General features: G+C 43.8%; 18 protein-coding genes. 12 read left to right on the top strand and 6 right to left on the bottom strand.

Translation table 11 applies throughout. The features are described from left to right. From F0P94_RS09400 to F0P94_RS09380, 5 genes are all read left to right on the top strand, one after another. Positions 1-1,797 (top strand): hypothetical protein, encoded by a 1,797-nt coding sequence (locus F0P94_RS09400; RefSeq protein WP_150903630.1) that lies wholly within the window; start codon positions 1-3, stop codon positions 1,795-1,797. Beyond that, positions 1,781-2,536, top strand: a complete 756-nt coding sequence (locus tag F0P94_RS09395; RefSeq protein ID WP_150903629.1) for a hypothetical protein — start codon at positions 1,781-1,783, stop codon at positions 2,534-2,536. The genes F0P94_RS09400 and F0P94_RS09395 overlap by 17 nt, the downstream gene beginning before the upstream one ends. A gap of 321 nt (positions 2,537-2,857) precedes the next feature. Beyond that, positions 2,858-4,513: a WG repeat-containing protein gene (locus tag F0P94_RS09390; RefSeq protein ID WP_150903628.1), complete on the top strand. Its 1,656-nt coding sequence runs from the start codon at positions 2,858-2,860 to the stop codon at positions 4,511-4,513. A 145-nt stretch (positions 4,514-4,658) separates the two neighbouring features. Next, the gene (locus F0P94_RS09385; protein ID WP_191906989.1) at positions 4,659-5,408 is read left to right on the top strand and encodes an energy transducer TonB; all 750 of its coding nucleotides are present in this window, start codon (positions 4,659-4,661) and stop codon (positions 5,406-5,408) included. A gap of 118 nt (positions 5,409-5,526) precedes the next feature. Next, positions 5,527-6,819 carry a WG repeat-containing protein gene (locus F0P94_RS09380; RefSeq protein ID WP_150903626.1) on the top strand — a complete coding sequence of 431 codons (1,293 nt, stop codon included), beginning with the start codon at positions 5,527-5,529 and terminating at the stop codon, positions 6,817-6,819. 16 nt (positions 6,820-6,835) lie between these two features. Here the strand turns inward: F0P94_RS09380 and F0P94_RS09375 are convergent, their stop codons facing one another. After that, positions 6,836-7,030, bottom strand: a complete 195-nt coding sequence (locus F0P94_RS09375) for a hypothetical protein (protein ID WP_150903625.1) — start codon at positions 7,028-7,030, stop codon at positions 6,836-6,838. Positions 7,031-7,233: 203 nt separating this feature from the next. Between F0P94_RS09375 and F0P94_RS09370 the strand changes: the two genes are divergently transcribed. Next, positions 7,234-9,588: a T9SS type A sorting domain-containing protein gene (locus F0P94_RS09370; RefSeq protein ID WP_150903624.1), complete on the top strand. Its 2,355-nt coding sequence runs from the start codon at positions 7,234-7,236 to the stop codon at positions 9,586-9,588. 94 nt (positions 9,589-9,682) lie between these two features. Here F0P94_RS09370 and F0P94_RS09365 read toward each other — a convergent pair whose 3' ends face one another. The 3 genes from F0P94_RS09365 to F0P94_RS09355 form a co-directional block, all read right to left on the bottom strand. Further along, the gene (locus F0P94_RS09365) at positions 9,683-9,982 is read right to left on the bottom strand and encodes a type I restriction enzyme endonuclease domain-containing protein (protein ID WP_225307180.1); all 300 of its coding nucleotides are present in this window, start codon (positions 9,980-9,982) and stop codon (positions 9,683-9,685) included. Positions 9,983-10,403: 421 nt separating this feature from the next. Then, positions 10,404-11,123 (bottom strand): hypothetical protein, encoded by a 720-nt coding sequence (locus tag F0P94_RS09360; protein ID WP_150903622.1) that lies wholly within the window; start codon positions 11,121-11,123, stop codon positions 10,404-10,406. Further along, a complete protein-coding gene (locus tag F0P94_RS09355; RefSeq protein ID WP_150903621.1) occupies positions 11,104-11,742 on the bottom strand; it encodes an RNA polymerase sigma factor in 639 nt (212 codons plus the stop codon). Before F0P94_RS09355 ends, F0P94_RS09360 begins: the two co-directional genes overlap by 20 nt. A 140-nt stretch (positions 11,743-11,882) precedes the next feature. Between F0P94_RS09355 and F0P94_RS09350 the strand changes: the two genes are divergently transcribed. Genes F0P94_RS09350 through F0P94_RS09340 form a run of 3 tightly spaced genes read left to right on the top strand, consistent with a single transcriptional unit; the run spans position 11,883 to position 14,846 of the window. Then, a complete protein-coding gene (locus F0P94_RS09350) occupies positions 11,883-12,800 on the top strand; it encodes a putative metal-binding protein (RefSeq protein ID WP_150903620.1) in 918 nt (305 codons plus the stop codon). Positions 12,801-12,813: 13 nt separating this feature from the next. Next, positions 12,814-13,308, top strand: coding sequence for a Mov34/MPN/PAD-1 family protein (locus F0P94_RS09345; RefSeq protein WP_191906988.1), 495 nt, complete (start codon positions 12,814-12,816; stop codon positions 13,306-13,308). Beyond that, complete coding sequence (locus tag F0P94_RS09340; protein ID WP_150903618.1) at positions 13,308-14,846, top strand: E2 ligase fold family C protein; 1,539 nt, start codon at positions 13,308-13,310, stop codon at positions 14,844-14,846. The genes F0P94_RS09345 and F0P94_RS09340 overlap by 1 nt, the downstream gene beginning before the upstream one ends. A gap of 300 nt (positions 14,847-15,146) precedes the next feature. On the opposite strand, the gene F0P94_RS09335 is transcribed toward F0P94_RS09340, so the two are convergent. Next, positions 15,147-16,769, bottom strand: a complete 1,623-nt coding sequence (locus F0P94_RS09335) for a T9SS type A sorting domain-containing protein (protein WP_150903617.1) — start codon at positions 16,767-16,769, stop codon at positions 15,147-15,149. A 786-nt stretch (positions 16,770-17,555) separates the two neighbouring features. On the opposite strand from F0P94_RS09335, the gene F0P94_RS09330 reads away from it, so the two are divergent. From F0P94_RS09330 to F0P94_RS09320, 3 genes are read left to right on the top strand one after another with little or no spacing between them, the layout of a single operon-like run. Further along, entirely contained in the window at positions 17,556-19,760 is a 2,205-nt protein-coding gene (locus F0P94_RS09330; RefSeq protein WP_150903616.1) for a ferritin-like domain-containing protein, read from the top strand. 3 nt (positions 19,761-19,763) lie between these two features. After that, positions 19,764-20,690 carry an MNIO family bufferin maturase gene (gene bufB / locus F0P94_RS09325; protein WP_150903615.1) on the top strand — a complete coding sequence of 309 codons (927 nt, stop codon included), beginning with the start codon at positions 19,764-19,766 and terminating at the stop codon, positions 20,688-20,690. After that, a complete protein-coding gene (locus F0P94_RS09320) occupies positions 20,683-21,525 on the top strand; it encodes an HvfC/BufC N-terminal domain-containing protein (RefSeq protein WP_150903614.1) in 843 nt (280 codons plus the stop codon). Before bufB ends, F0P94_RS09320 begins: the two co-directional genes overlap by 8 nt. Positions 21,526-21,685: 160 nt before the next feature. Here the strand turns inward: F0P94_RS09320 and F0P94_RS09315 are convergent, their stop codons facing one another. Further along, positions 21,686-23,653 carry a hypothetical protein gene (locus tag F0P94_RS09315; protein WP_150903613.1) on the bottom strand — a complete coding sequence of 656 codons (1,968 nt, stop codon included), beginning with the start codon at positions 23,651-23,653 and terminating at the stop codon, positions 21,686-21,688. Position 23,654: the final 1 nt, after the last annotated feature.

Below are 23,654 nucleotides of genomic sequence, written 5' to 3'. Positions count from 1 at the left end.
ATGGGTATTATTTCCATCATCGAGCTTCTCATTATTGCCGGTATTGTCGCGCTGCAGTTTGTGGTGTTCGGAAAAAGCCGCACCCGGATCAGCCGCCTTGCGGGGCTTTTTCCGAGTCCGGAAAACCTCAGCATCGTGCAGGTAGACGTAAATAAGCGCGGCCAGGTAGAACCCGAAAAAAAACATTTGGTAAGCTCTTACCGAAATGCCTACGATGCCATGGTCGCCGGGGAAGTTTTCACCAATTCGGCAATGCCCGGTACCACGCATAAGGTAGTGGAAGATAATGGCAGTTACCTGCTAGTGGAAGTAAGGGAAACCGACCCGGAAAAGCCGAAAAAGGAGTATCATGTTTCCGCCCAAAACCTGCAAAAGAAACTTGATGCCGGCGAAGTAAAGCTGGTAAACGAACTGGTTTTCAATACCGAAGAACAGCATTTTCAGCACACCATAAACCAAATCAATGCGGTGGTAGTGGATTTGGTAGAAGCCAGAAACGCATCTCCGGAGTTTGGCGAAATCGTAAGCGATACGAACGAATATTTGGAGAATAACAAAGGCGCCGCTGCAGATTTCAACATCCTCAAAGACATTTCCGAACGCTATTCCGAAACGCTTGACAACGAAGTGCAGGCCGGCATTGCCACGCCTTTGTACATCGGTCTGCTCGGTACATTTTTCGGTGTCAGCATTGGGTTGTTCAGCCTTTTGCTTCATGATGCACCGGATACTCCAGACACCGGAACCAGTTCGTTCATTACCGACGAAGGCATCCGCAATTTTCTTACCGGGGTAGTGATTGCCATGGTGGGAAGCTTTTGCGGATTGCTGCTCACGCTTCGCGGAAATGCGTTGCTGAAAGATGCCCGCAGCCGTCGCGACAAACTGAAGAACAGCTATTATACCTTCCTGCAAAAACGCCTGCTGCCGAAACTTAATTCCGATATGGCCGCCAGTCTCGGCAACCTGAAATCGGTGCTCGATTCCTTCAACCACGATTTCTTGGAAAAGGTAGCGAACTTCCGCCCCATTATTGCCAGCCTTACCGATAATATTTCCATACAGAAAGATTTTATTCACCGCCTCGATGAAATAAGTTTTACCAAAATGGCCATTGCCAGCATCACGGTTTTCGAAAAGGTAAAGGAAAGCGAAGAAATGTTCAACCGCTTTTTAGGTTATCAGCAGGCGCTGAACAACACGCTGCAAAACGGTACCGAAATGGCCGGAAAAGTAAAGGAAGTGCTTCAGCGCATGACCAAACTGGAAGAAGCTTTCAACATGGTACCCGGCTACCTGGCCAAGCACGACGAAGCCATCATGCGGCAGGTACAATTCTTCGATCGCCACAAACAGGAACTCGACAAAATTGGTAACCGCGTAGAACAGAATTTCGACGAAGATGCCAGCCGCCTGAAGCAGTTCATGGACATCCGGATGAACCAGTTGGAACGCGACGCGCAGAACGCTTACGAACGCTGGCAGGAACATTTCAATCAGCTGAACCAGGACAATATCTACCAGAAAATCCTGGATTACATGCAGCCTTTCGGCAAACTGAACGAGCAGCAAAAACAACTGAACGAACAGCACAATGCCTTGGCTAAAACAGTAGAAATCACGAACGAAAAACTGCTGCAGAAGCTCGACCAGGATGCCCAATTACAACGCACTTTAACTGAGCAATTGCAGATAACCAACCGCATCCTGGAAGAAGCCACCAAGCGCAACCGCATGCAGGCTATCATGGACAAAGTTTTCGGACTGGAACAGAACAAACATGGAAAAATCAAATAGAGATTTTTTCTGGCCCAGCTACGTGGACCTCATGACCGTGCTTTTCGTGGTGATGCTGGTCATGTTCGTGCTCAGTTACATCCGCTTCAAAAACAACGAAGAAAAACTGATCGCTACCATCCGGGAAAAGGAAAAGATCGAAGAACTGCAGTCGGCGGTAAGCACCATGATGAACGACAAAACGCTCTTCCGCTACGACCCGCAATTTAAACGCTACACCCTGGCCCAGGACGTAAAATTCAAAGGCAATAAATGGGATCTGTCGCGGCCGCAGGAAAGCCTGGAAGGCAACGTGCAGCAATCGCTCCGCTACATCAACAATACCGGCCGCAAACTCAAAACCATCGTCGATTCCCTGATGCTCCGCCGCCAGAATGACCCGGTGCTGAAAAACGTGTCGTACGTGCTCGTAATTACCGGAAGCGCCTCAGACTTAAGGGATGCCCGTCTGCAGGGCGGCTACGACAACTATTGCTACACCGACTACGAAACCTGGGGCTACATTCTAAGCTACCAGCGCGCCTTATCGCTTTACGACTACTGGAAAACGAACCGCATTGTAGATTTCGATAGCCGGAAATATCATGAAACCATCGAGCTGGTAATTGCCGGTACCGGCTACGGCGGCGTTGGGCGCTACAACCCAAATAAACGCAACCTATCGGTATCGAATGCCACCGAAAAACTAAATCAGCGTTTTCTAATTCAGATCATTCCGAAGGTTGGAGAAATTAAGTGACCGGATTCCTAAAATACACCCTTTAAATTCAAAACGGATATCCCGATTTTCCGGGCTTTTCATACCAGATCATATTTAGCAACTTCCATTATTTGAAATAGCGCAAGCGTCCGCTTGTGCTCCCTACTTGTGCTTTCTAATTATAGTAGACCATAATAATTAAGCAAGCACAAGCGGACGCTTGCGCTATAATCTGCCAAAATGCCGCGCTATTCCCTCAATTTTTCTGCTAAGAACGGATGCCTGCAAAATAACATTTCCACCAGGTGTTATTTTTAATTATCTTGCCTGAAATCTAGCGATCCGTTTGAAGTGAAAACCTTGGCCAGCTGCTTCCTGCTTTTCTTACCCCTGTTTTGTTCGGGACTGGAAGCAAGAGCCAATCCCCAGGCCTTTAACCAGGCCACCTCCTTAAAGCTTCCCTCCCACATCCCTTTTCGCGCAGGAACTTTATGGGGCTATGCCGACAGTACCGGGGCTATAAAAATAAAACCCAAATACAAGCAGGCAGAACCCTTCGAAGGCAGCGTAGCCCGGATCGCCGACTCACTTTCCTGGGGATTGATAGATGAAAAAGGAAAAGAAATTATAAAACCCCGCTACAAAACCATCAATGAATTTGAAAACGGGTTGGCGCTGGTTTCTACCTTCAACTATAATTCCGGCATCATCGATCAGAAAGGGCAGGAAATTGTTCCGGCCGTGTACCAGAAGGTAACGGTAGAAATGCTGAAAGACCTGCATGTTCCGGTAATTAAAGCCACCCAACCCAAAGACCTGACCTGGGAAGAACAAAAAAACCGGATAAAGAGAACGAATACTAAAACCGGGCTTTTCAGCCGCGAAGGCAAACCTATTTTACCAGTGATCTATGATGAGATCGTGTATTTAGGGGGCGGCCTTTTCAGCGTTTTCCAGGGTGCCGATGCCAGCGTTTTTAAAATAGATGGCACCGAAATACCCTCCTTAAAACACCATGTACCAAGTGCTTTTCATGATCCTCGGGCGCCTAAAGAACCTATAATGCTGGTGCACCAACGCAAACTGGGCTTTATCGACCGAACCGGCAAAGTGGTAATACCCATGGTCTATGAAAGCGGACAGGACTTTTCCGAGGGCTTGGCAGGCGTGTATCTGGACCAGAAATGGGGATACATCAATAAAGCAAACAAGCTGGAAATCCCGGCGACTTTCGAAGGCGTAACGCCTTTTCAGAAAGGGCTGGCAATTGTAAAGAAGGAAAGCCTTTGGGGCATTATCGACAGAACAGGCAAGGTAGTTACCGATTTTATTTACCGGGAGATCTCTTACAGCACGGTTGAAGATTGCTATATCCTGTACCTTGAAAATGAAAAATTCCAGGCCTTTTATAACCCGGCAACCGGCAAGGTGAACCCCACCAAAGGGTTTTACATGAGCAATACCCTGAAAGACGGCTTAAGGCTTGCGGTAAAACCTGTAGATGAGTTTCACAGGATCTATAAAAAGGGCTATGTGAACGAAGAAGGAAAGATCATGATACCCCTGGATTATTTCGATGCCACGTATTTCCATTTCGGCATGGCCGCCGTCCGGCAGGATAATCTGTGGGGTGTGATCGATACCAAAGGAAAAACCATTATCCCCTTTATGTTTGAACGGATCGAAATCCTGGCGCCGGATCTTATTAAAGTAGGTCAATTACCCGGTCGTACCGGACCTATGGTTTATGGCTTAATAAATAAGAGCGGCGAAGAAATTACCCCGATCGTTTACACCCACATTGGTCCGTTTACGAATGGCCTTGCAGTTGCCGGAAAACAAAACAACACGGCTATTATAAATACCAAAGGCCAGGAAGTAATTCCAATGGCGCAGATCCCGAAAGAGTACTTCGCTTGCCAGGGCTGGAAAAACGGCCTCATGAAGGTATGCAACTACCGGAAATCTCAAAGTGGCTACATAGACCGGTACGGAAAACAGTATTTCAAAGACTGAAAAAGTGCTTCAACTATCGAACCGATTCTCAGAAAACCTTTCCAATAAACCAATATTAAAAATGACCAGAAAACTTATTTGTATATCACTTTTTATCTGTGGCAGCATTTGCCAACCAGGCTGGGCCCAGCAAACTAAAACCAAAATGCAGTCTCAAACTCATTCTAAAACAAAAACCCAGGCCAAACCCCAAAGCAGCCCGGCTATGAAAGCCCAGGGCCAAGATAAAGTTTATGTGGTTGCCGATCAGATGCCCGCCTTTCCGGGTGGTGAAACGGCTCTGAAGGAATACTTTAAGAAGGCGCTTATTACGCAGAATTTCCCCTCTGCCGGCACCGTTACCTTAAACCTGATAATCGATAAAAACGGTCAGCCGAAGGACCTGCGTATCGTTACCGGCCTGAGCCCGGAAATTGATGCCAAAGTGCTGGAAACGGCCCGGAAAATGCCCCAATGGAGTCCAGGTAAAAAAGGCGGCCAGGCGGTAAACGTGCGCTTAAACCTGCCGGTAACGGTTACCGCCCAGGGCTCAGGTGAAATAGCGGAAGAAGAAGGCGAACTAACGGAGATCTATTCTTTTGTAGAGCAAAGCCCTGAATTTCCGGGGGGCACCTCCCGCATGTATGAATTCATGGTCAAAAACCTGCAATACCCGGCCGCGGCCCAGGAGAAGGGAATAGAAGGCAGAAGCATCGTGCAGTTTGTAGTAACCAAAACCGGTAAAATCAGAGACGTTTCCATCCTGAAAAGCCTGGGAAAAGAAATCGATGAAGAAGCCATGCGGTTGGTAAAAAGCATGCCGGTCTGGACGCCTGGAAAGCAAAACGGACGAGCTGTACACGTGCGGTACACCATGCCCATCATGTTCAGATTAGATAATGCCGAAAAGAAATAGGTCAGTTTTTCGCGGAAAATTAACCGGATTTTCTCCCATTAAACTTATTGCAAATAGCCCATCGTGCTTCCTAAACGCAATCTTTTTACTTTAAACCAACCAGCCGAGAAACTGCGAAATGGTAAATAAATTACTTTCCTGCTTCACCATCTTCCTGCTGGTAGCTTCGAACGCTTTTCCCCAGCGTTTACCAGACCTCATACCCTTTAAAAAGGATGGCAAGTGGGGTTATATGGATAAAAACCGCAGGGTCATCATTCAACCGAAATTCCAGCAGGCAGAACTTTTTACCGGCGATTATGCTTTTATCCGGCTCAACAAAAAACGCGGCACCATCGATAAGAAAGGGAATTACATCATCAGTCCGGATCATGAATTGGTGGATGAAATGCCCTTCTTAGAAGGTTTCATTCCGGCCAAAGATCCAAAGTCCGGTTTAACTGGTTATATGGATAAAAAAGGCCAATGGCAGATCAAACCCCAGTTCCACCGGGGCTTTCACTTCAGTAATGGCGCAGCTGCAGTTCTGATCGATGAAGGTAAAAACTGGGTGATCATAGATAAAGCAGGAAAGAGGTTAAATAAACCCAGGCCTTTTTGGAGGGGCTCAGATTTCAATTATGGTTTACATGTTTTTCAAGCCCCTTCCCCTAACTTTCCAATTGGTGGCCAAGGTCTTCTAAACCGGTATGGCCGGGAAATTATTCCTCCGAAATTTTTTCAGGTGCAAATCCTTAATTCCAATTTGATCCATGTCATTAGTCAAAAATCAGGGTTTGCAGATTCTACAGGCAGAGAAATTTTACCGGTTAAGTATGACTTAAAAAGCATTCAGGATGGCTATCTGGTAGTTTCGTTAAACAATAAAGCTGGTGTAATAGATAGTACCGGGAAATTTATTATTCCCTTAAAATACGAACGGCTCCTTTTATTAGGCGATGGCTTAGCCATGGTGGTTGACTCTGTTTCGAAAGCACTTCCAATGGAATTATATGCCCATTTTATAAATATGAAGGATGAAACAATACTTCCTACCCGTAAATTTTCAGGAGTACCGCAGAAATGTAAAGATGGTTTTTGTCTTGCTTCCGAATTTAAAAGTAGCAGTTCAGATCCTTCCACAATCACCATATTTCACTACCTGATGAATCTAAAAGGAGTAAAAATTACCGGAGAGAATTTCAATATGGTAGATATGTTCTATGAAGGTTTAGCTATGGTAAAGGATCAAAACGATAAAATCGGCTTTATTGATACCACCGGTAAAGAAGTGATCAAATGCCAGTATGATTCTGATGATATGGAAAGTTACAGCGACCGCCCCAGATTCCGGCAGGGCCTCTGCCTAGTTTCCAAAGGAGATTACACCTTCTATATCGATAAAAATGGCAAGGAATATTTAGTAAAATAAAGCCTTAGCTACCTGTTTATCTGTCTGGCGTTAATCCGGGATCCCGTAAAAAACTTCCGCTTCTTCCGTTAAACCCGATTGCTGCCGGCGCTGGATTAAGTCCTGCATTTTTGGCTACGGCGCGGAACTTTTGCAGGGCAATAAGGCTGCCGAAAGAATGGTTGTGGTGGTCGGAAATGAGGCGTTCTACTTTCTTCTTTCCGCTTGCCATAATTTACATTCAGGGGGTCTACAGTTACTTTATTGGGGTCGTTCAGCATCCGGGCATTGTACTAACCTACTTTGCTTTTCCGGGTTTTAAGGCTGGTAGCTCCATTTTAAATCTGGTAATCACCATTTCAATCTACCCCCTTTGTTAATTAATTATTTAACATTACCTTAGCCACTCATTTATATAATGTTTAAACTAAGCATATGAAAAACTATTTACCCAACCTTAACCTTGTTTCCAGGACGGTCGGTTTACTGGGCGCAGGTATTTTATTATTGTTTAATCCCGGAAAAGTTGCAGCGCAGCAATGCGACCGAGTGGTGGCGGTGAACGGACAAAAGGCCAGCGAGTATTTATATTCCGTGGATTTTACGGATCCGAACACCGGAATAACCGTAGGATCCGCTGGTGTGATCATGACCACTACCGACGGCGGAACGAACTGGACCAATCGGAACAGCGGAACCCGGGAAGCTTTGTACGACCTGCATATGCTTTCCGGCCAGCTGGCTTACGCGGTTGGAGGTAATGGCACGGTGGTAAAAACCGTGGATGGAGGTTTAAACTGGATCAAGCTTCCCGCTTTTACTTCCAATTTCCTACGCTCGGTTAGATTTACCCATCCGGATACCGGCGTGGTGGTCGGCACGAACGGTACCATTTTCCGGACAACCAACGGCGGCGCAAGCTGGGCAAGTGTAAGTAGCGGGGTAAGCAGTACGGCGTTTTTACAGGAAGTGGTTTTCCCTTCTTCCCGGATCGGTTATATTGTTGGCACCAATGGTTTGCTGCTGAAAACCACCAACGGCGGCCTTAACTGGGCTCCGGTGGGTCCTGCCACTACGTACCAGTATACCTCCATCGCTGCTTTAAGCACCACCCATATTGTAATGGGCCGCGACGATACCAATCTGTTAGCCAGCAGTATCGATGGCGGGAACACCCTGAACGCTGAATATCTGAACATTGTAGGGGCCCGGGTCAACAGAATGCATTTGTTAAGCAACAATATTGGTTATGCAGTTGGCAATAATGCCCGCATCTACAGAAGGGCCGGCGGTTCCTGGTCGGTATTGAACAACACCATTGGCTCCTTTTACGACATAAAATTCGTAAGCCCTACCGTTGGTTATGCGGTGGGCTATGGTATTATTTATAAAACCAGCAATGGAGGTTCCACCTGGGTTCACCAGAATGCGGTTCCGGATAACGCCTACCGTTCCTTGTTTTTCCTGAACCGCAGTACGGGTTATATGGCTGGCACGGCCGGCAAACTCCATAAAACCACCGATGGCGGCCAAACCATTACCACAACTACTCTTTCCACCACGGCCAACCTGGAAGCGGTTTGTTTTACCAGCCCGATAATAGGCTTTGTATCAACCAACAATACCATTTTCCAAACCATCAACGGTGGCACCACCTGGACCAGTTCTGCCATTCCCGGCGGCTTTTTATATACAGGAGGCAACTTTCAGTTTCCAACCGCCACTACCGGTTACCTGGGGGTAAGCGTGAACGTAAGTGGCCAGGGCACCCTTGCCAAAACTACCAATGGTGGAACTACCTGGACCTTGTTAGCGCAACGTTTCAGCGGCACTACGCAGGATGTCCGGTTTATTTCTGCCGATACGGGTTTTGTAGCAACGAGCGGTTCGAGCACCGGGTATATTTACCGAACCACCAATGGCGGCCAAAACTGGACCCAGGTTTTGGCAAGTACTACCAGCCCGGTAACCAGCCTGGCATTTGCCAATGCCACTACCGGGGTTGCCATTGCCGGATCTAATACCTCTACTTCAACCGCGTGGAGAACCACCGATGCCGGCGTTACCTGGCAACCCATAATCTTCCCGGCCAGCCAAGGCAATTTCGGGATGCGGCAAATAACCAAAACAGGCACCAATACCTTGCTTATTACCGGAACCTACGGCTCAATGCTCAAATCTACCGATGGCGGCGCTACCTGGACCCATTTGGAAAAAATCACGGAAGCATTCTTATCGCATGGTGTAAGGGCCGATGATTCCACTTCTTTTATTATCAGCAGTACCAGACCTTTGCTTTTAAAATATACTACCCGAAACGCCATTAACGCTCCATCCATTACCCGCAACGGTTCGGTGTTGAGTTCCTCGGCGGGTTACAACAACCAGTGGTTCCTGAATGGCACCCCTATCCCGGGCGCTACCGGCCAATCTTTCTGGGCTCAGCAGAACGGCACTTATACGGTTCAATTGAGTCAGGGTACCTGCACCAGCCCCATGTCTGCTCCCTTCATAATGACCATGGCAGGTTTCAAAGAGCAGGATGCTCCCCAGTTAGAACTTTCCCTTTACCCGAACCCGGCGAAAAATTACCTGATAATTACCTTCAACAAAACCGCAGGTTTCCAGGAAATAACGCTTTCCGATATCCAGGGTCGGGCAATTCGTAAAGTTAAAACGTTAAACAAAAATCAAATAGAGCTAGATCTGAAAGGGCTTCCGGCCGGTGTTTATGTGATTTCAGCCAGTTCGGGTACGGCAATAGCCCACCGGAAAGTTATCCTGAATTAATTCGGAACTTTAAAATGTGGCTTTACCTCCTATACTACCCATCATAGCTGTTATATCTTTTTAACAGCCATGATGGGTAGTTATTTATAAAAAGCTACGCTACCTCGTAATTCCACTCCTTATACCGTTCCTCTGCCTGCTCCATAATTTCATTCAGGATCTCCTGCAACTCCGCCCCTATCCCTTTGCGAGACAAAATCCGTTTCACCGATAGCATGATCTGCGCCTTGGTATCGGACTTTTTATACCAATCCGGCTGGGCAGCATTCTTTTTAATAATGGCCGTAACTTCTTTTACTACTTCCTTTATCACTTCAAAATCCTGCAGCGCGGTCTGGTGTATGGCCAAGATTTCATAGAAAGCTTCCTCCTCTTCGGTTAAACTGAAAGACAGAGAAGCGAAAGGAAGCAGAAAAAGGAATCAGGAACCCTTGTGGCGGCCTTTACTTGAAATTTTCCTTATTCGGCTTTAGCAAGAGTTCAGGCAGGATATAATATGAAGTTGACGCAGGGTAAGTTTGCAGGTTAACCAGATCGGTATCGACCTCCAGGCTTTTACTCAATCTTGAACAGACCTGTTCATTCAATGAACATTACAAGCTGGCTAAAAACAAAAAAACCAGCCCGAAGACTGGTTTTTCAAATTTGGTGGGCCTAAGCAGTGAAATATCGAACTTTTTAGACCAGGATTTGGCAAAATTAGCTAGGTTCTTCGATTAAAAATACCAGTCCTATTCCCAGTCAATCTGGATTGTAATCATTAATTTATTTGAATTTTCTTCCCTTAATGGGACTATGCTGAGATTTATATCTTTCTAGTAGTTATTTACAAGATGGTTATCTTTAGACCATTGCCAAATCTTTAAAACAGTATTTTGATCGAAACGTTTTTTTTGGTCAGACCAGTTATAAAACAAGGTTATTAATCTATCTTCTGAGAAAACTTCATTTTTTTCTTTTAGTTCCCAAAAGCAGGCTAATAGGGTTGCAGCTATTTCTGTAAAATCAGTTTTCTTGTTTCGGAATAGATCAATTAGGTATTTTATTTCGTCTTTTGAATGTTTAAAATATGATTCATAATACGGCTTATAATTACTAGCTTCTGGCAATAGGGTATAAATAGACTTAGTAAAGTTTGCTTCTTTCTTCTTTTCAACTTTGAACCAGTTTTGTTTTAAAAATTCGCCTTCAATACTATGCATAAACTTGTTGTCGAAAGGACCTGCGGCTTGTTTTCTATACCGGTTTTCTAAATTCATTTTAGCTGCATGTTCACATAGATAAACCAACTTTTGGAATTTTATCCTTCCAAAAGTTGGTTCTTTATGAAGTTCATAAACTATTTCTGCAGCCAGTACAACCCTTTTGAAATAAGTTTTACTTTGTTGTCCCTTTAATTGCTTTTCGTAGCTATCAAGCTTTTCCCGCTCCTCCAATTCTTCTATACTATTAGGGGAAATCAATCCCGCTAACATTAGCCCTTTCTCAAAATCTTCCATTGAGAAAGCATTACTTTCAAATTTGATTAATTTCATCAATGGCTTTCTTTATTTTATTAATAGCACGTTCCCTGATTTTCCGGATAGTATCTTTTTTCACCCCAAGCTCATCTGCTAACCGTTCATTTACATCATCAGGCAAATATTTTTGATGCTTTTTATAATCAAGATCAGTCAGAACAACTTTTTGCTCTTTTTTGTTTAATTGACTAAAAATTTTCAGGGTAGTGTCTCGAATTCTAAGTAATCTTTCAGGGGAGCTATCCCCATTCTGGGGACAAAATAGATCGTCAAAGTAGCTTTTATGAACAATTACTTGGCTTTCCTTTTTTTCTCGACTATGATGATCATTGAATAGATTAGTCGCGATTCGGAATAAATAAATCAAAATTCCTTTTCTAGAATCCGGTGTCTTTATCTCGTCCGATCTGAACGACTTATATTTCCGGGCTTTTTCAAAAGTATCATGGGCAATTTGCAATCCAAGATGCTCATCCAATTTACGTTTCTTACAGATTTGAAGGCATTCCTTTTTGAGTTCAGGTAAAAACCGTTTAACAAACTCCTCATAAATGGCATTATCGCTTTGTGCTGAACACAAAGTAATAAACAGATCAATATCCGACAGTAGTTTGAGTTGAACTAAGGTTTCCAAGCTTCAATAATTATACTTTAAAGCGTGACAAGAAGAATGTCACGCTTTAAAGTAATGTAGGGTGAGGCAAATTAGGTAATTCTTATTGAAGAACGAATAGTTTGTAACAAATTTTAACCATTAATTTAAAAATTAACATCATGAGTAAAGACAACGAAAAAAAAGATGAAAAGCCAAACGGAAACAATGGCAAAAAAAATCAATTAACTGTACAGGTTCGTTACCAAGCTGATACTGTAACAGTAGAAACAAATGTGAATGCATCGATAACATCCTTGTTAGAAAAAGCTTTGATTGAAACGCAAAATAACTCTGTTCCAAAAGAGAGATTCCAGTTGAAATTAGATGGTGCTGTACTAGATCCGCATAAGAAGGTAAATGATTATCCAATCGTAGATGGGTCATTGTTGGTACTAACGTTAATGGCTGGTGGCGGTGGAACTAAGGCAATCTGCTATAGTAATGAGATGGATGCGGTAAACATTCAATTTGTCGATTCGGAAGTGACGCAACAGAAATTTAGTGAAGAATTAGCTGTATTTGTACAGTTAAAAGAAGAATATAGGAAGAAAGGTATTCTACTTTTAGAGCAGCGTTATCCTGATCTTTTCTTTGCATTTGTTGCGCCTTCCTTATTTCCTATGCCTATTGCCTTTGCCGTCCGGATCAATTTCATAAACTACGATGTTCAACCACTTTCTGTGAAATTTGTCCATCCTCTTACGTTAGAGCCAGTAACAAACGACCAGATTCCATCCAGATTACGACGAAAGCTTGAGGGATCGACTCAATCACAGGATCTATTGCAAGCAGATTCTGACCAAATTCCTTTTTTTTGTATCCCAGGTGTTCGGGAGTATCACGAACATCCATACCATAATGGAGATTCCTGGTTTCTATATCGAAAAAAAGGAGGTGAGGGATCCTTATGCTTCATTTTGGATAATTTGCACTTGTATGGAACCAGCCATTTGACATCATATTTGGTCCAGTTTAATGTCCATATGCAAATGCCAGCGCTTGGACTTAGTAGTAATCCGCAAGATCTTCCTTTATAACTATGCTACTTACATGGAGCCAATTGGATTAATGCACATTAAAACAGTCTACATCCCCCAAGAGTTTATTGATGCTGTTTATTTAGAATTTAAGGATACCGGCTTAAAGGGCTTTGAACGATTAGCGCTATTTGCCGGGCAAAAGAAGGGAATAGAATTTTTCGTTAACTACTTACTTTATCCAAAGCAGCAATTAGTAAAGGGTCCTGATGGTCTTTCATTCCACGTGGATGGAGATGAATTGGAGAGGATCGGCGACTGGTTATATCAAAACAATTGCTGTTTAGTTGGGCAAATTCACAGCCACCCAACGGGAGCTTATCACTCCGAAGCCGATGATACTCTAGCTTTAATTACCACTTTTGGTGGTTTATCAATTGTGGTGCCCGATTTCGGAAATAGTGACCACAATTTAAAAGGCAGTGCCTTTTACCGTCTGCTTCCTGAAACCGGTTGGACAAAGCTTTATCCAAACCAAATTACATCATTAATTAAAATTACCGACTAATGGCACTTGCAAATTTCTTTGATAAAATAAGTTTGAGCGTTTCTCAGCGCATTAAAGGTTACGATAGGTCCTCCTTTGAAGAAAAATTGTTATCAAATTGCGTTGGTATAGTTTATGGGTCGAATTGCCTCAAAACCTCTGAAGGAAGGGCTGGATTAGATTTGGCTGTACGAATTTTTAGCAGGCTTTATCCCAAAATAACATTTTTAAACCTTGCAAAAAAGACTTACAGTTTAACTTATACCGAGCAATTAAAAAGCCTTGCTACTGAAATAAATCCAGAGATTGATTGCAGTGATAAACAGGCACCAACTATCTACTTAGTAGTTGGTAAAGTATCAAATTTTACAGCTGCACAGCCTTGTATTTATATTGGTTCAAATAATTGGAATGCCTATTTTTCTACAGCGGTAGCACAGACTTGTAAGGATACTAATAATCCCTTCGGGATTGGAAGTGCTATCTGTTTTGGGGCTGCCAATATATTTCGTTGTATTTTCAAAGAAGAATTGGGTAATACCCCGCTAGATAAAGATTTCTGCTTTTCTGTTTTTAGTCAAGGCCTTTGTCACAAAGCAAAAGTTGCCCCTGTTTTGCCTGCTTCAATCCCCATTTCATTTACTTTAGTGGGAGCCGGAGCAATAGGGAATGCCATGCTTTGGAGCATTTTACAGCTCCAAGAAGTAATAGGTAAGGTCACAATGGTAGACGATCAGACAGTGGCTCGTTCGAATCTACAGCGCTATGTCTTAATGTTACAGAATCATATCAATCATCCAAAACTTACAATTATTGAAAAATTATTTGAAAAGCATCCCGGTTTGTCTATTGAACCGTTACAAGCAAAATGGCAGAGTATTGCTAGCATTTTGACTAAAGACCAACTTCAATTACTAGTAACTGCAATAGATACAACCAAAGAAAGATTAGAAATTCAGAGCCTTCTTCCTAAAATAATTTTAAATGCGTGGACAAGCCCAGAAGGAATTGGAGTATCGAGACACTTGAATTTTATTGAGGGAGTTTGTTTGAGCTGTTTGTATTTACCGGAATATCAAGAAAAAAGTGCCTCGGTAAAAATTGCTGAAAGCTTAGGTAATGCTGCAGTAGAACCATTTATTAGACAGTATTTAGCAAACGATTTGCCGATTGATGACAATTTTGTAGCAGCCATTTCTCAAATCTGTGGTATAGATGAACAATTGCTAAATTCTTTTAAAGGAGACCAAGTTGAGATTTTTTACTCAGAAGCTATTTGTGGAGGAAGGGTAATTCAGAATATGACCAACGGACAGGTCTCGCAGGACTTAGAAGTGCCACTTGCTCATGAATCTGTCTTGGCTGGTTTACTTTTAGGCGCAGAAGTGATTATTCAATCACTACAGCTTAGAGAAACCCCAATTGAGCCCCTCACCAAAATAAATATGATGCAACCTATACATAATTACTTATTGGAAGCGGAAGGGAAACATCATTCAGGTTTGTGTATATGTCAAGACTCTATTTTTTTAAAAAGGTATACAGTAAAATGGGAATGAATTGGTAGGAAACACGATATCGTTTTACTACACAGGTGACAAATAAGCAAATAGTTATTGCTTTTACCTGAATTATTTACTCCGGTGACAGGCGATTTTTGCGACCAAACAAGCTAAAAAAAATGTATTACTTGCGAAAAAGCATTTAAGTCCTTTTGTAAACAAATGACAAAGGTCATATATTTATTTAATCCATAGAACTAGCAGTACTCGAATGCAGTATCACACTCTAGAAGCACTACCGTTAGTTAACAAAAAGCCTCCCGGTTTGGGAGGCTTTTCTGGTTTCAATCAACTTCTTTACTGAAGGATAAACTTGGTTAGCTTCGTAGTTTTACTCGAATTAAGTTTCACCAGGTAAACGCCAGCCGGCAGACTCAGGCTACCCTTTTCTTTATTAAATTCAAGCTTATAATTCCCTTCCTTAGCTCCCTTTAGATCTATGGTCCGGACTACCTTACCGGTAATGCTAACTACCTCCACAGAATAACCGGTTTCTTCCTTGCCAATCGAGAATTCAATACTAGCCTTTCCTGTTACCGGAACCGGATAAATTTTTAGCCCTTCATTTACTTTCGAAATAGCCGGCTCTGGTTTTTCAGGTCTGGCTATTCTTAGGTTGGTATTCGCGCAATCACTGGATTTATAGCGCATAAAGTTTACGTTGTAATCAAAGAAGCTATAAAAGGTATTGTCAGAAATATAATTGTGACGCCCGGAAACAGAACTGGCCATCTGATCTCCACTTAAATTAACGTTCACAAGAGAATAGTCAGGGTAAAGTGTGGCACCGTCTGGCATCATTAACCTCATAATTATTTCAGAATCTCCTGAAATGTAACATCCATCCTTATAGGTCCAGGTAGCAATGAGGTAATCGCCTTTATAGGTCACGGCTGGCCGGGAATTGTCTCCGCACATATAAATATTATGCTCAGTATTTAATTTGCGAGGATAAATGGTGCCTACTCCATAAGAACTGGCATGATGAGTAAAGCCTGCAATCAGAGCCATACTCGGATTTCCATGCCTCACTACAACATGCATATCTCTTGGGTGATTTAATGGATTCTGGATGGGAGCTGCTACTCTAGGGTAATCCAATACTTCGCTCATGGCAACGTTGTAAGGATAATATACAGCACTGCAAGAGGTATTTGGGTTAGAAATAATAAAATTCAGGTCCTCCTGCTGGATAACCAGCCTCTTCTGAACTCCATTATAAACGATATAGGTAAAGGTTACTGTGGTGTTTCCGGTATTCTGGTCGAAGTAGCAGGCAACATCAGGATGAAAACCCGGCATGCCGATGCAAGGTCCGCTAACCTCAAAAATATTCCCCAATAAGATAGGAGCAAAAATGTCCAGTACCCGGGCATAGATCCTTGAGCCCTGTTCATACGTAATTACTGCACGGCCTGGTCCGAAATCAAGGTCAATGTTAGGGTTATCGCATACTGTTCCGCTTCCATTATCCACCTGCATAGGAGGCATATACAGGTTAAACGTGCTGCCGTTAAACCTGTGAATTTCTACCCAAGTTTCATTACTACCACCCTGATTGAGTAAGTAGGTGATAGCAATTAAACCGCTGCCCTGCGGGTCGCCAACAATGTCAGGGTCCGATACAAACCCCAGATTCAACCCTTCAATTCTTAAAGATCCAACCGAAGCACCATAGTCAAAGTCCCATCCAAAAGAAGGATTCAGTCCGTCCCATGTCATTACTCGAAGTTCCCGGCCACTATAATCCACAACATCATTCCCCGTATTTCTTACGGAAAAAATATTGCCGCCAGTCGGGTCGATCATTACATCATCCGGCGTTACGGCCGGGAAGAACTGTGCCTGAGCAGTTAAACTGGTCATGAGCAAAAAGAGGCCTGTAAAAAGGCTGAGTAGATGTGTACTTGTTTTTTTCATAAAACATTGCTTAAGGGGTTAAAAAATAAAAGTTAAATAGTTGACTTACTAAAACTTGTATTAGGAACTTTACCCTAAGCACCTCAGCCAAGGGTACAAACTAACTTTTTAACATATAGATATGGACTCTGGGAAGTGTAATCACTATCCTCAAATATGATTTTAAAATACCGTAGATAAAAGGAAAGTATTGGCTATCAAATAACTGTGATTATTCAGGCGTAAAACTTTAATTTTTCAAGTCAGAAGGGTGTTAGCGCCTTAGAAAATGAGGAGAGGGTTTTCAATTCAGTAGAAAGCCGAAGAAAATGTAACATTGAAAATATTTAAGGTCTATTTTTGGTATAAACAAGACATCTCAATCGGCGAGCTTTTTAATTCAATATCTGCTCATCTCTTAACACTTCTATAAATTCAATCTCAAGTAATTTCATGGAGTTAACTCTTCAAAGGCTTATCAAATATTTCAGGTACATTAATTCTAAGATACTGGAGGAAGCTCTACGATGCAGAAACGAAAGTATCTCCCTTGTATTACCACATACATGCTTCCACCATCATAGATTCTAAGCTGTTTAAGCAAAAGAAGTATATACTTTTCAGACATTGGTTTAGATTAATGAAAGCCCTATTATCTAAGCATCAGGGCCTCGATAAAAACCATCGAATGGTATAACTAAAACTACATTTAGGAATAATCTATAAATTTTTACACAAATTTAATTTGCAATATTAAATATAGCCTATATATTTAACACATTATTCACTCTTAAACATATCTCCCTTATGGAAAAACCTACCAAAAAATCCGATCTGCTGGATCGGGATCCAAAACAACTTGAAGCTGATTTATACGATCAGGATACGGAACATTTTAATCCCGAGCTGTATGACCGGGATCCAAAACATTTTGAAACCGATAAAGCTGCGCTTAGGCTCCTACTGCAAGCTGCCGTAAATGTAGAGCTTTTCACCATTCCGCTTTACATGACCGCGCTCTACTCTTTACAAGGCCGGCACCAGATAACCGGAAACAATAATCTTTATGAAGGGCGTTTGTGGCCCGGACTCGCCCCGAGCTTTCAGCCCGGCAAAAGCGTTGGCAAAAACATAAAAGAAAACGAAGAAGCCTTCAACACCATTTTCAGTGTGTTCATTGAAGAAATGCTCCACCTGCAACTGGCTTCCAACTTGGCAAATGCGTTGGGCACCACCCCTAAATTCACCTACCTTTCGCCGGGCCCGGGCTACGCTTGGTTGTGCTACGGCGAAGAGAACACCATTATTCCGCACATCATAGATTTTAAAGATTGCGAATACCGCCGGCCTGAAAACTGGAACCCGGACCAGCCTGAAGTAAAAATAGATTACAGTAAAATAAGAGTTAAACTGGGTGAGCTCGATCAGCGCCAGAATGACCTTTTTCTGGCAATTGAAGCACCTGAAGATTATGCCAGAGCCCGTATTAAGCCGGAATATGAAAGCAAATACCTGCACACCGCTCCTTTAAAGAACTGGAGACCCGGCGTACAGCTCCCGATGTTCGGCAGCATCGGCATGCTTTACCAAATAATCTGGGACTATCTGGATATTACTTATAAAGATGAAGAAGGAAATATTACCACCCTCTTCGAAAAAATGTATTCTCCGGGGGCTGTGCAACGGGATATTTTCAATACTGCATCTCCCAGCCATCCTTACCGCGAATATCAGGGCATAGAAACAACGGTAGCTGGCTGGCTGCCCGAAAAAGCCAAAAATGAAATTATCTATAAACTTATCTGCGCTATTACCGACCAGGGCGAAGGTGCCGGTATCCGGAAGCGTATTCGCAAAGCGTCCTTCGGGCTACAAGCGGTAAAACCAGACTATCAGCCTTCCGAGGTAGCTCTAAAAGCTGATTACCCTTCTTATACGGATACAGGCAAGCCAGCACCTTCTTCGCACGCGGCGGCCCGCTTCGGCAACGGCGCGGAAGACCACTTCGAGCGTTTTACCAGGATCCGAGAAGACCTGGGTGATCCGGAAAATGGAATACCAAATAAAATTCTTACCTGGTCTGAATGGCATAAAACCAATACCTGGCAGGCAGCAGACTTTATGGTGGAAGGTGCGGCCTATAAACCGCCGCTGCCAAGGCCGGAAGAAATTGCCGCTGCCATGAACCGACTTAAGAACGATCCCCAAAAACGGGAAGAAAACTACCTGCAGTTCTGCGAAATTGCTACTGGCGCCATTGCCGGCATTACTACTGTGCTGGATAAATACTGGGCCGATAGCAGCGTTGGGTTTCCTTTCCCTTCTATGGGCGGATCGGGCGACCGGATTATGATGTGCTGGGCGGTTTTCGGGCAGCTGCCGGATCTTTCGGTGCCGGTAAAAGTGCGCGACACCAGCGGAAAAACCTTGTATCATGCCTGTCAGGGAATCTATTTGGGGCAGGATAAAGACCAGACAGATGTAACCTGCGCATCGCCGGAAATCTATCACAATTGCCGAGGTTCCAATTCCTGCAAAGCCGAAGGCGGCTGCGGCTTCGTGCAAAAAGTAGGCGAATCGAAGTCCTGCGGCCAGAGCGTTCATTTCCAGAAAGTTGCCCAACCGGTTTTATGTGGCGGCCCTACTCCGAAACCCCAAAAAGAAACCCTTTACAGTGCTCCCGGCGATAACATTTGTGCCAGTTATGGCGGTTGCGCCGTACCAATTTCGGCTTCACAGATCTACCCGGTTATTCAACAAGCTACTTCGCCGGATGAAAATGACGTAACTTCGGGCATCATGGAGCTTAACGATTATGCCATTGACTGGAGGACTGGAGAATACACGACTGTAAACCTGGACGGTGATACTATTCCTTTTGGAACGGGCGAACTGGTGTATAAAATTGCCTGGGATGCTTATGCTGCCGTAATGAAAAAGCGTGACCCGAATTGGTCGGAGAATCCTCCGGCAACCAGCGATGTGCGGATGGTATTCCCTCCTTCTACCTGATTTATGACAAATACTAGCAATGAAAAACGCCTGGGCCTGCCAAATTTGGGCCTGGGCGTTGGCTTGCGCAGCAAGCACTATCATCACTTATTGCATAACGACCCGGTGGTTGACTGGTTTGAGATCATCAGCGAAAATTACCTGAATAATTTTGGGTACAGCCGGCACGTGCTCGAGCAGATTGCCGCAAAAAGTCCGATTGTGATGCACGGCGTGTCGATGTCCGTAGGCAGCACCGATCCATTAAATTTGACCTACATGAAACAACTGAAAGAACTGGCCGAGTTTGTAAAACCGGTCTGGATTTCAGACCATTTGTGCTGGACCGGAGTAGCCCACATCAATACCCACGATCTGTTGCCATTGCCGCTAACCCTGGAAAGTTTGCAGCATGTAGCCGAGCGCGTAAACCGGATCCAGGATATATTGCAGCGGCCCTTAATCCTCGAAAACCCTTCCACGTACCTGCAGTTTCAGCACTCTACTTTGCAGGAATGGGAATTTTTAACGGAGCTTGTTGGAAAAACGGGTTGCGGATTGCTGCTGGACGTGAATAATGTCTTCGTATCGGGTTATAATCACAATTTCGATTCGGAGCTTTACATCCGCAACATTCCGCATAAAGCTGTTGTGCAAATTCACCTGGCCGGGCCTACCGATTGCGATGCTTATTATCTGGATACGCACGACCAGCCCGTGCCAACGCCGGTCTGGCAGCTTTATAAATTGGCACAGGAATTAACGGGAGGCGTTTCCACACTTCTGGAGTGGGACGCCAATATTCCGGAATACCCGGAGCTGGTAGCCGAAGTAACGAAAGCGAGGCAGGTGATGCAGGGAATTTTTCCGGAAGTTCCGGTATTTCGTTCGCCTTATGCCGATGCAATTTCCAACCCGGTAGAACATACTTTACAACCTGCCCATGCCTGAATTAAATACCCTCCAGAAGTGGCTGACTTCCATAATAATTCGCCCCGGTAAGTTGCAGGACAAGGTCCGCATGGCCGACCGGCATTATGCGCTTAACCACGCGGCGCTGGTTGATGCTTCACCCAATCTGAGTTCAGAAGATAAGATCGGTATCTATGCGCGGGGCTATGTATTGCGGTTAATGGAATGTCTGGAGGCCGAATTCCCGGCGCTGCAGCATCTATTAGGCAATGAGCTTTTTGAAAGTTTTGCCCGGGCATATCTGGTTCAATTGCCCCCGAATTCTACGGACCTTTATGATTTAGGCTATAAATTCTCGGCTTTTCTGCAGGCTTCCCAAAAGAAATTAAGTAAAGCTGAAGCTACTTTATATGCGCTTCCGGTAGAACTGGCCAAATATGAACGGGCGTTGGCAGAGGTATCCCGGTTGCCGGGTCTGGAAGGAAAATCTAAAGAAACAGGAAGCTTCGGTTTTTTAGGACTTTTGAATACCAATTTTCAGACAGCACCTTGTTTAAAATTGCTTCAACTACAGTTTCCGCTTATCGATTATGTAAACGAATTTCAGCTCGGCGTTAATATACCGGCACCGGAACCGAAGGAAAGTTTCGCACTTATTTGCCGGAAGAATTATGCCATAACCTTACAGTATCTGGAAGATTGGCAATGGCATTTTCTCCAATCGCTGCAAAACACAAACAATTATCAAGCTGCAATTCAGCATTGTTGCAATCAACTTAATATCGAAAAGGAAACATTGATGGCCGAATTGTTCCTCTGGCTGCCTATGGCGCAAGACATGGGATATGTATTTCAGGTTCAATCAGATCTTTAAGGTCTTAATGCAAGTTTAAGAAGTTAAGGGAATCAGCTTTTCAGAAACTTTCAGAGAGTTTTTTTAGGCTTTTAATATTCTTAATGTTCTCACTCAACCAACAAAATAGCCCCGAATTCGGGGCTATTTTGTTTTAAAGTTCAATGATTGATTATAGATATCATGAGGCTGGCGGTACAGGAATCAGCTGATCAAACAGTAATCCGCTGCTGCCTTCTCCCCTGCCTGCTTTCTTCTGTCTGCCCAGCCACACGTAAGTCTTACCATTAAACCACCGTGTTCGCTGGAAACTACGAGTGACGGTTGTCCCTTCCCGCGGCACTTCTTCCTCATAGATGTATGGGTTATCAGGGTTATCTAGTTCCATCAGGAGCTGGCTGCGAGAATTTACAATTGTATCGTTTACAGTTCTACCATCTACAATTCTATTATCCGGATCCAATTGCAAGCCCTCTACTACTCTTGGCATTGCCCCGAGCTGGTATTGAATATTCCGGTCACTATCAGGGACCTTGGTAGGAATAAATGGAATCCAGTTTTCTGGTACTGTATTGGCTAATTTATAGATAAAGTCAGAATTGGTTGTGGTCAACGGGGTATTTTGCCCTTTCCCATTAAAGTACTCAGTAAGAGCTACGGCGGCTTGTGAACCGCTCATTCCTCTGCCCAGACCATTTGGAATAACCTGTTCAACTCCCCAAACTAAATTCGCCATTTCATCCCGAAGGAAACTTACTTTTTCTATCGGCTCCCCTTCCATTGCACTTGCAACCGTAGGAGGCAGGAAGATGCTGCGGTCAGAGGTATCTGGCTTCCCTCTTTCGCTCATGGCATACATGCTCCATCGTCCCCAATCCAGTTCATTTGAATTTGTGTCAGAACCTTCACCAGCTGGTTTTATATCGTGCCTACGACCGAATACATCTGTTACCACAAGTTTTTTCACTTTACAAATGCTTCCGGTTTCCATGTTTACCGGAAAAGAAAACCAATCGCCGTTGTAAAGGAACATAAAGTCCAGAAAAAACATCCGGCCTAAATCAGCAGTATCTATACTGATCTTACCTACGTTTACTTTACTATCCTCAAACTCCCACCAACGGGCATTTGGCGCTCCCGGATACTCTAAATTGGTAGGAAAAAAGGTACGTTTATACGTTTGTATTTTAGTATTACCGCCATAATTTTCCTGTAGTTGATAAGTTACCTCCGTCGGCTCGATATCAAACCCATACCAGTCCAGCCTTCCGGAAGAATAATCATCTCCTACTAAGAACTTATCCCTTTGGTAGCCATCTTCAACCTGACTGGAAACAGCCTTAAATTTATACTCCAGGCTACTATTTTCCCAGGCTTTAATTTTAGGCCCATTAGGATTATTTTGATTAACCAAAGTTGGTTGGCTAAATAAACGGTTATACCAAAGCTCAAACTGAGGAAACACTTTGTTTCCCAGGGTTTCAATTACATAATCTGCTTTCGCCGTATCGTCTGGATATACTGTATTTGCCAGGTCCGCAAGCCAAGATAAATTATCTTTAATTCTACGGTAGAATTTTTCTCCATCAAAAGCCCGGCCTGCGGATAGGCTTAACATTTGCCTTTCGGCTGGATTTGATTGACTGAGACCATAGTCTAGGCTATATCCATTTAAAGAATCCTGAGGTAAAGGAATTGGAAAAGCAGTCCGAAGTTCCTGGAGCAGGGTTTTATACTCTTGCTTTGGAAGCTCTAAAAGACTCATTATTAACCGTATCCAGTACTGCCCCATTTGCAGCCGGCGGTTTAAGTCAACTGGCACCTCCTCCCGCTCTACTTGTACTTCAAGCGGAATAGAATCCGAATAAGCTTCTTGTGGATTTTGGCTATTTAACATATGCCCCGCTTTGTAATGAGTAAGCTTGGCAACATCGTACTCTATATAAGCGAAGGCAGGAGAAGCACGGTCCTCTGCGCGGAACTCGCCAATCTGCCATTGGCGGGCTAGCATCCAGGCTGCATCGCGTACTTCAACCCTGAGGGCGCGGTTAAACTGCCAATCAATCGGGCGTGGCTCTAACCGGTTCCAGCTGACAATGGAAGGCTTATTATTTACAGAGATTTGTGGCAATGGCGGTGTTACTGGCATA

It is taken from the genome of Adhaeribacter soli (assembly GCF_008727925.1).
GTDB classification, from domain to species: Bacteria; Bacteroidota; Bacteroidia; order Cytophagales; family Hymenobacteraceae; genus Adhaeribacter_A; species Adhaeribacter_A soli.
The sequence above is the reverse complement of the archived record's forward strand: the minus strand, read 5'-3'. Positions and strand labels throughout refer to the sequence as shown.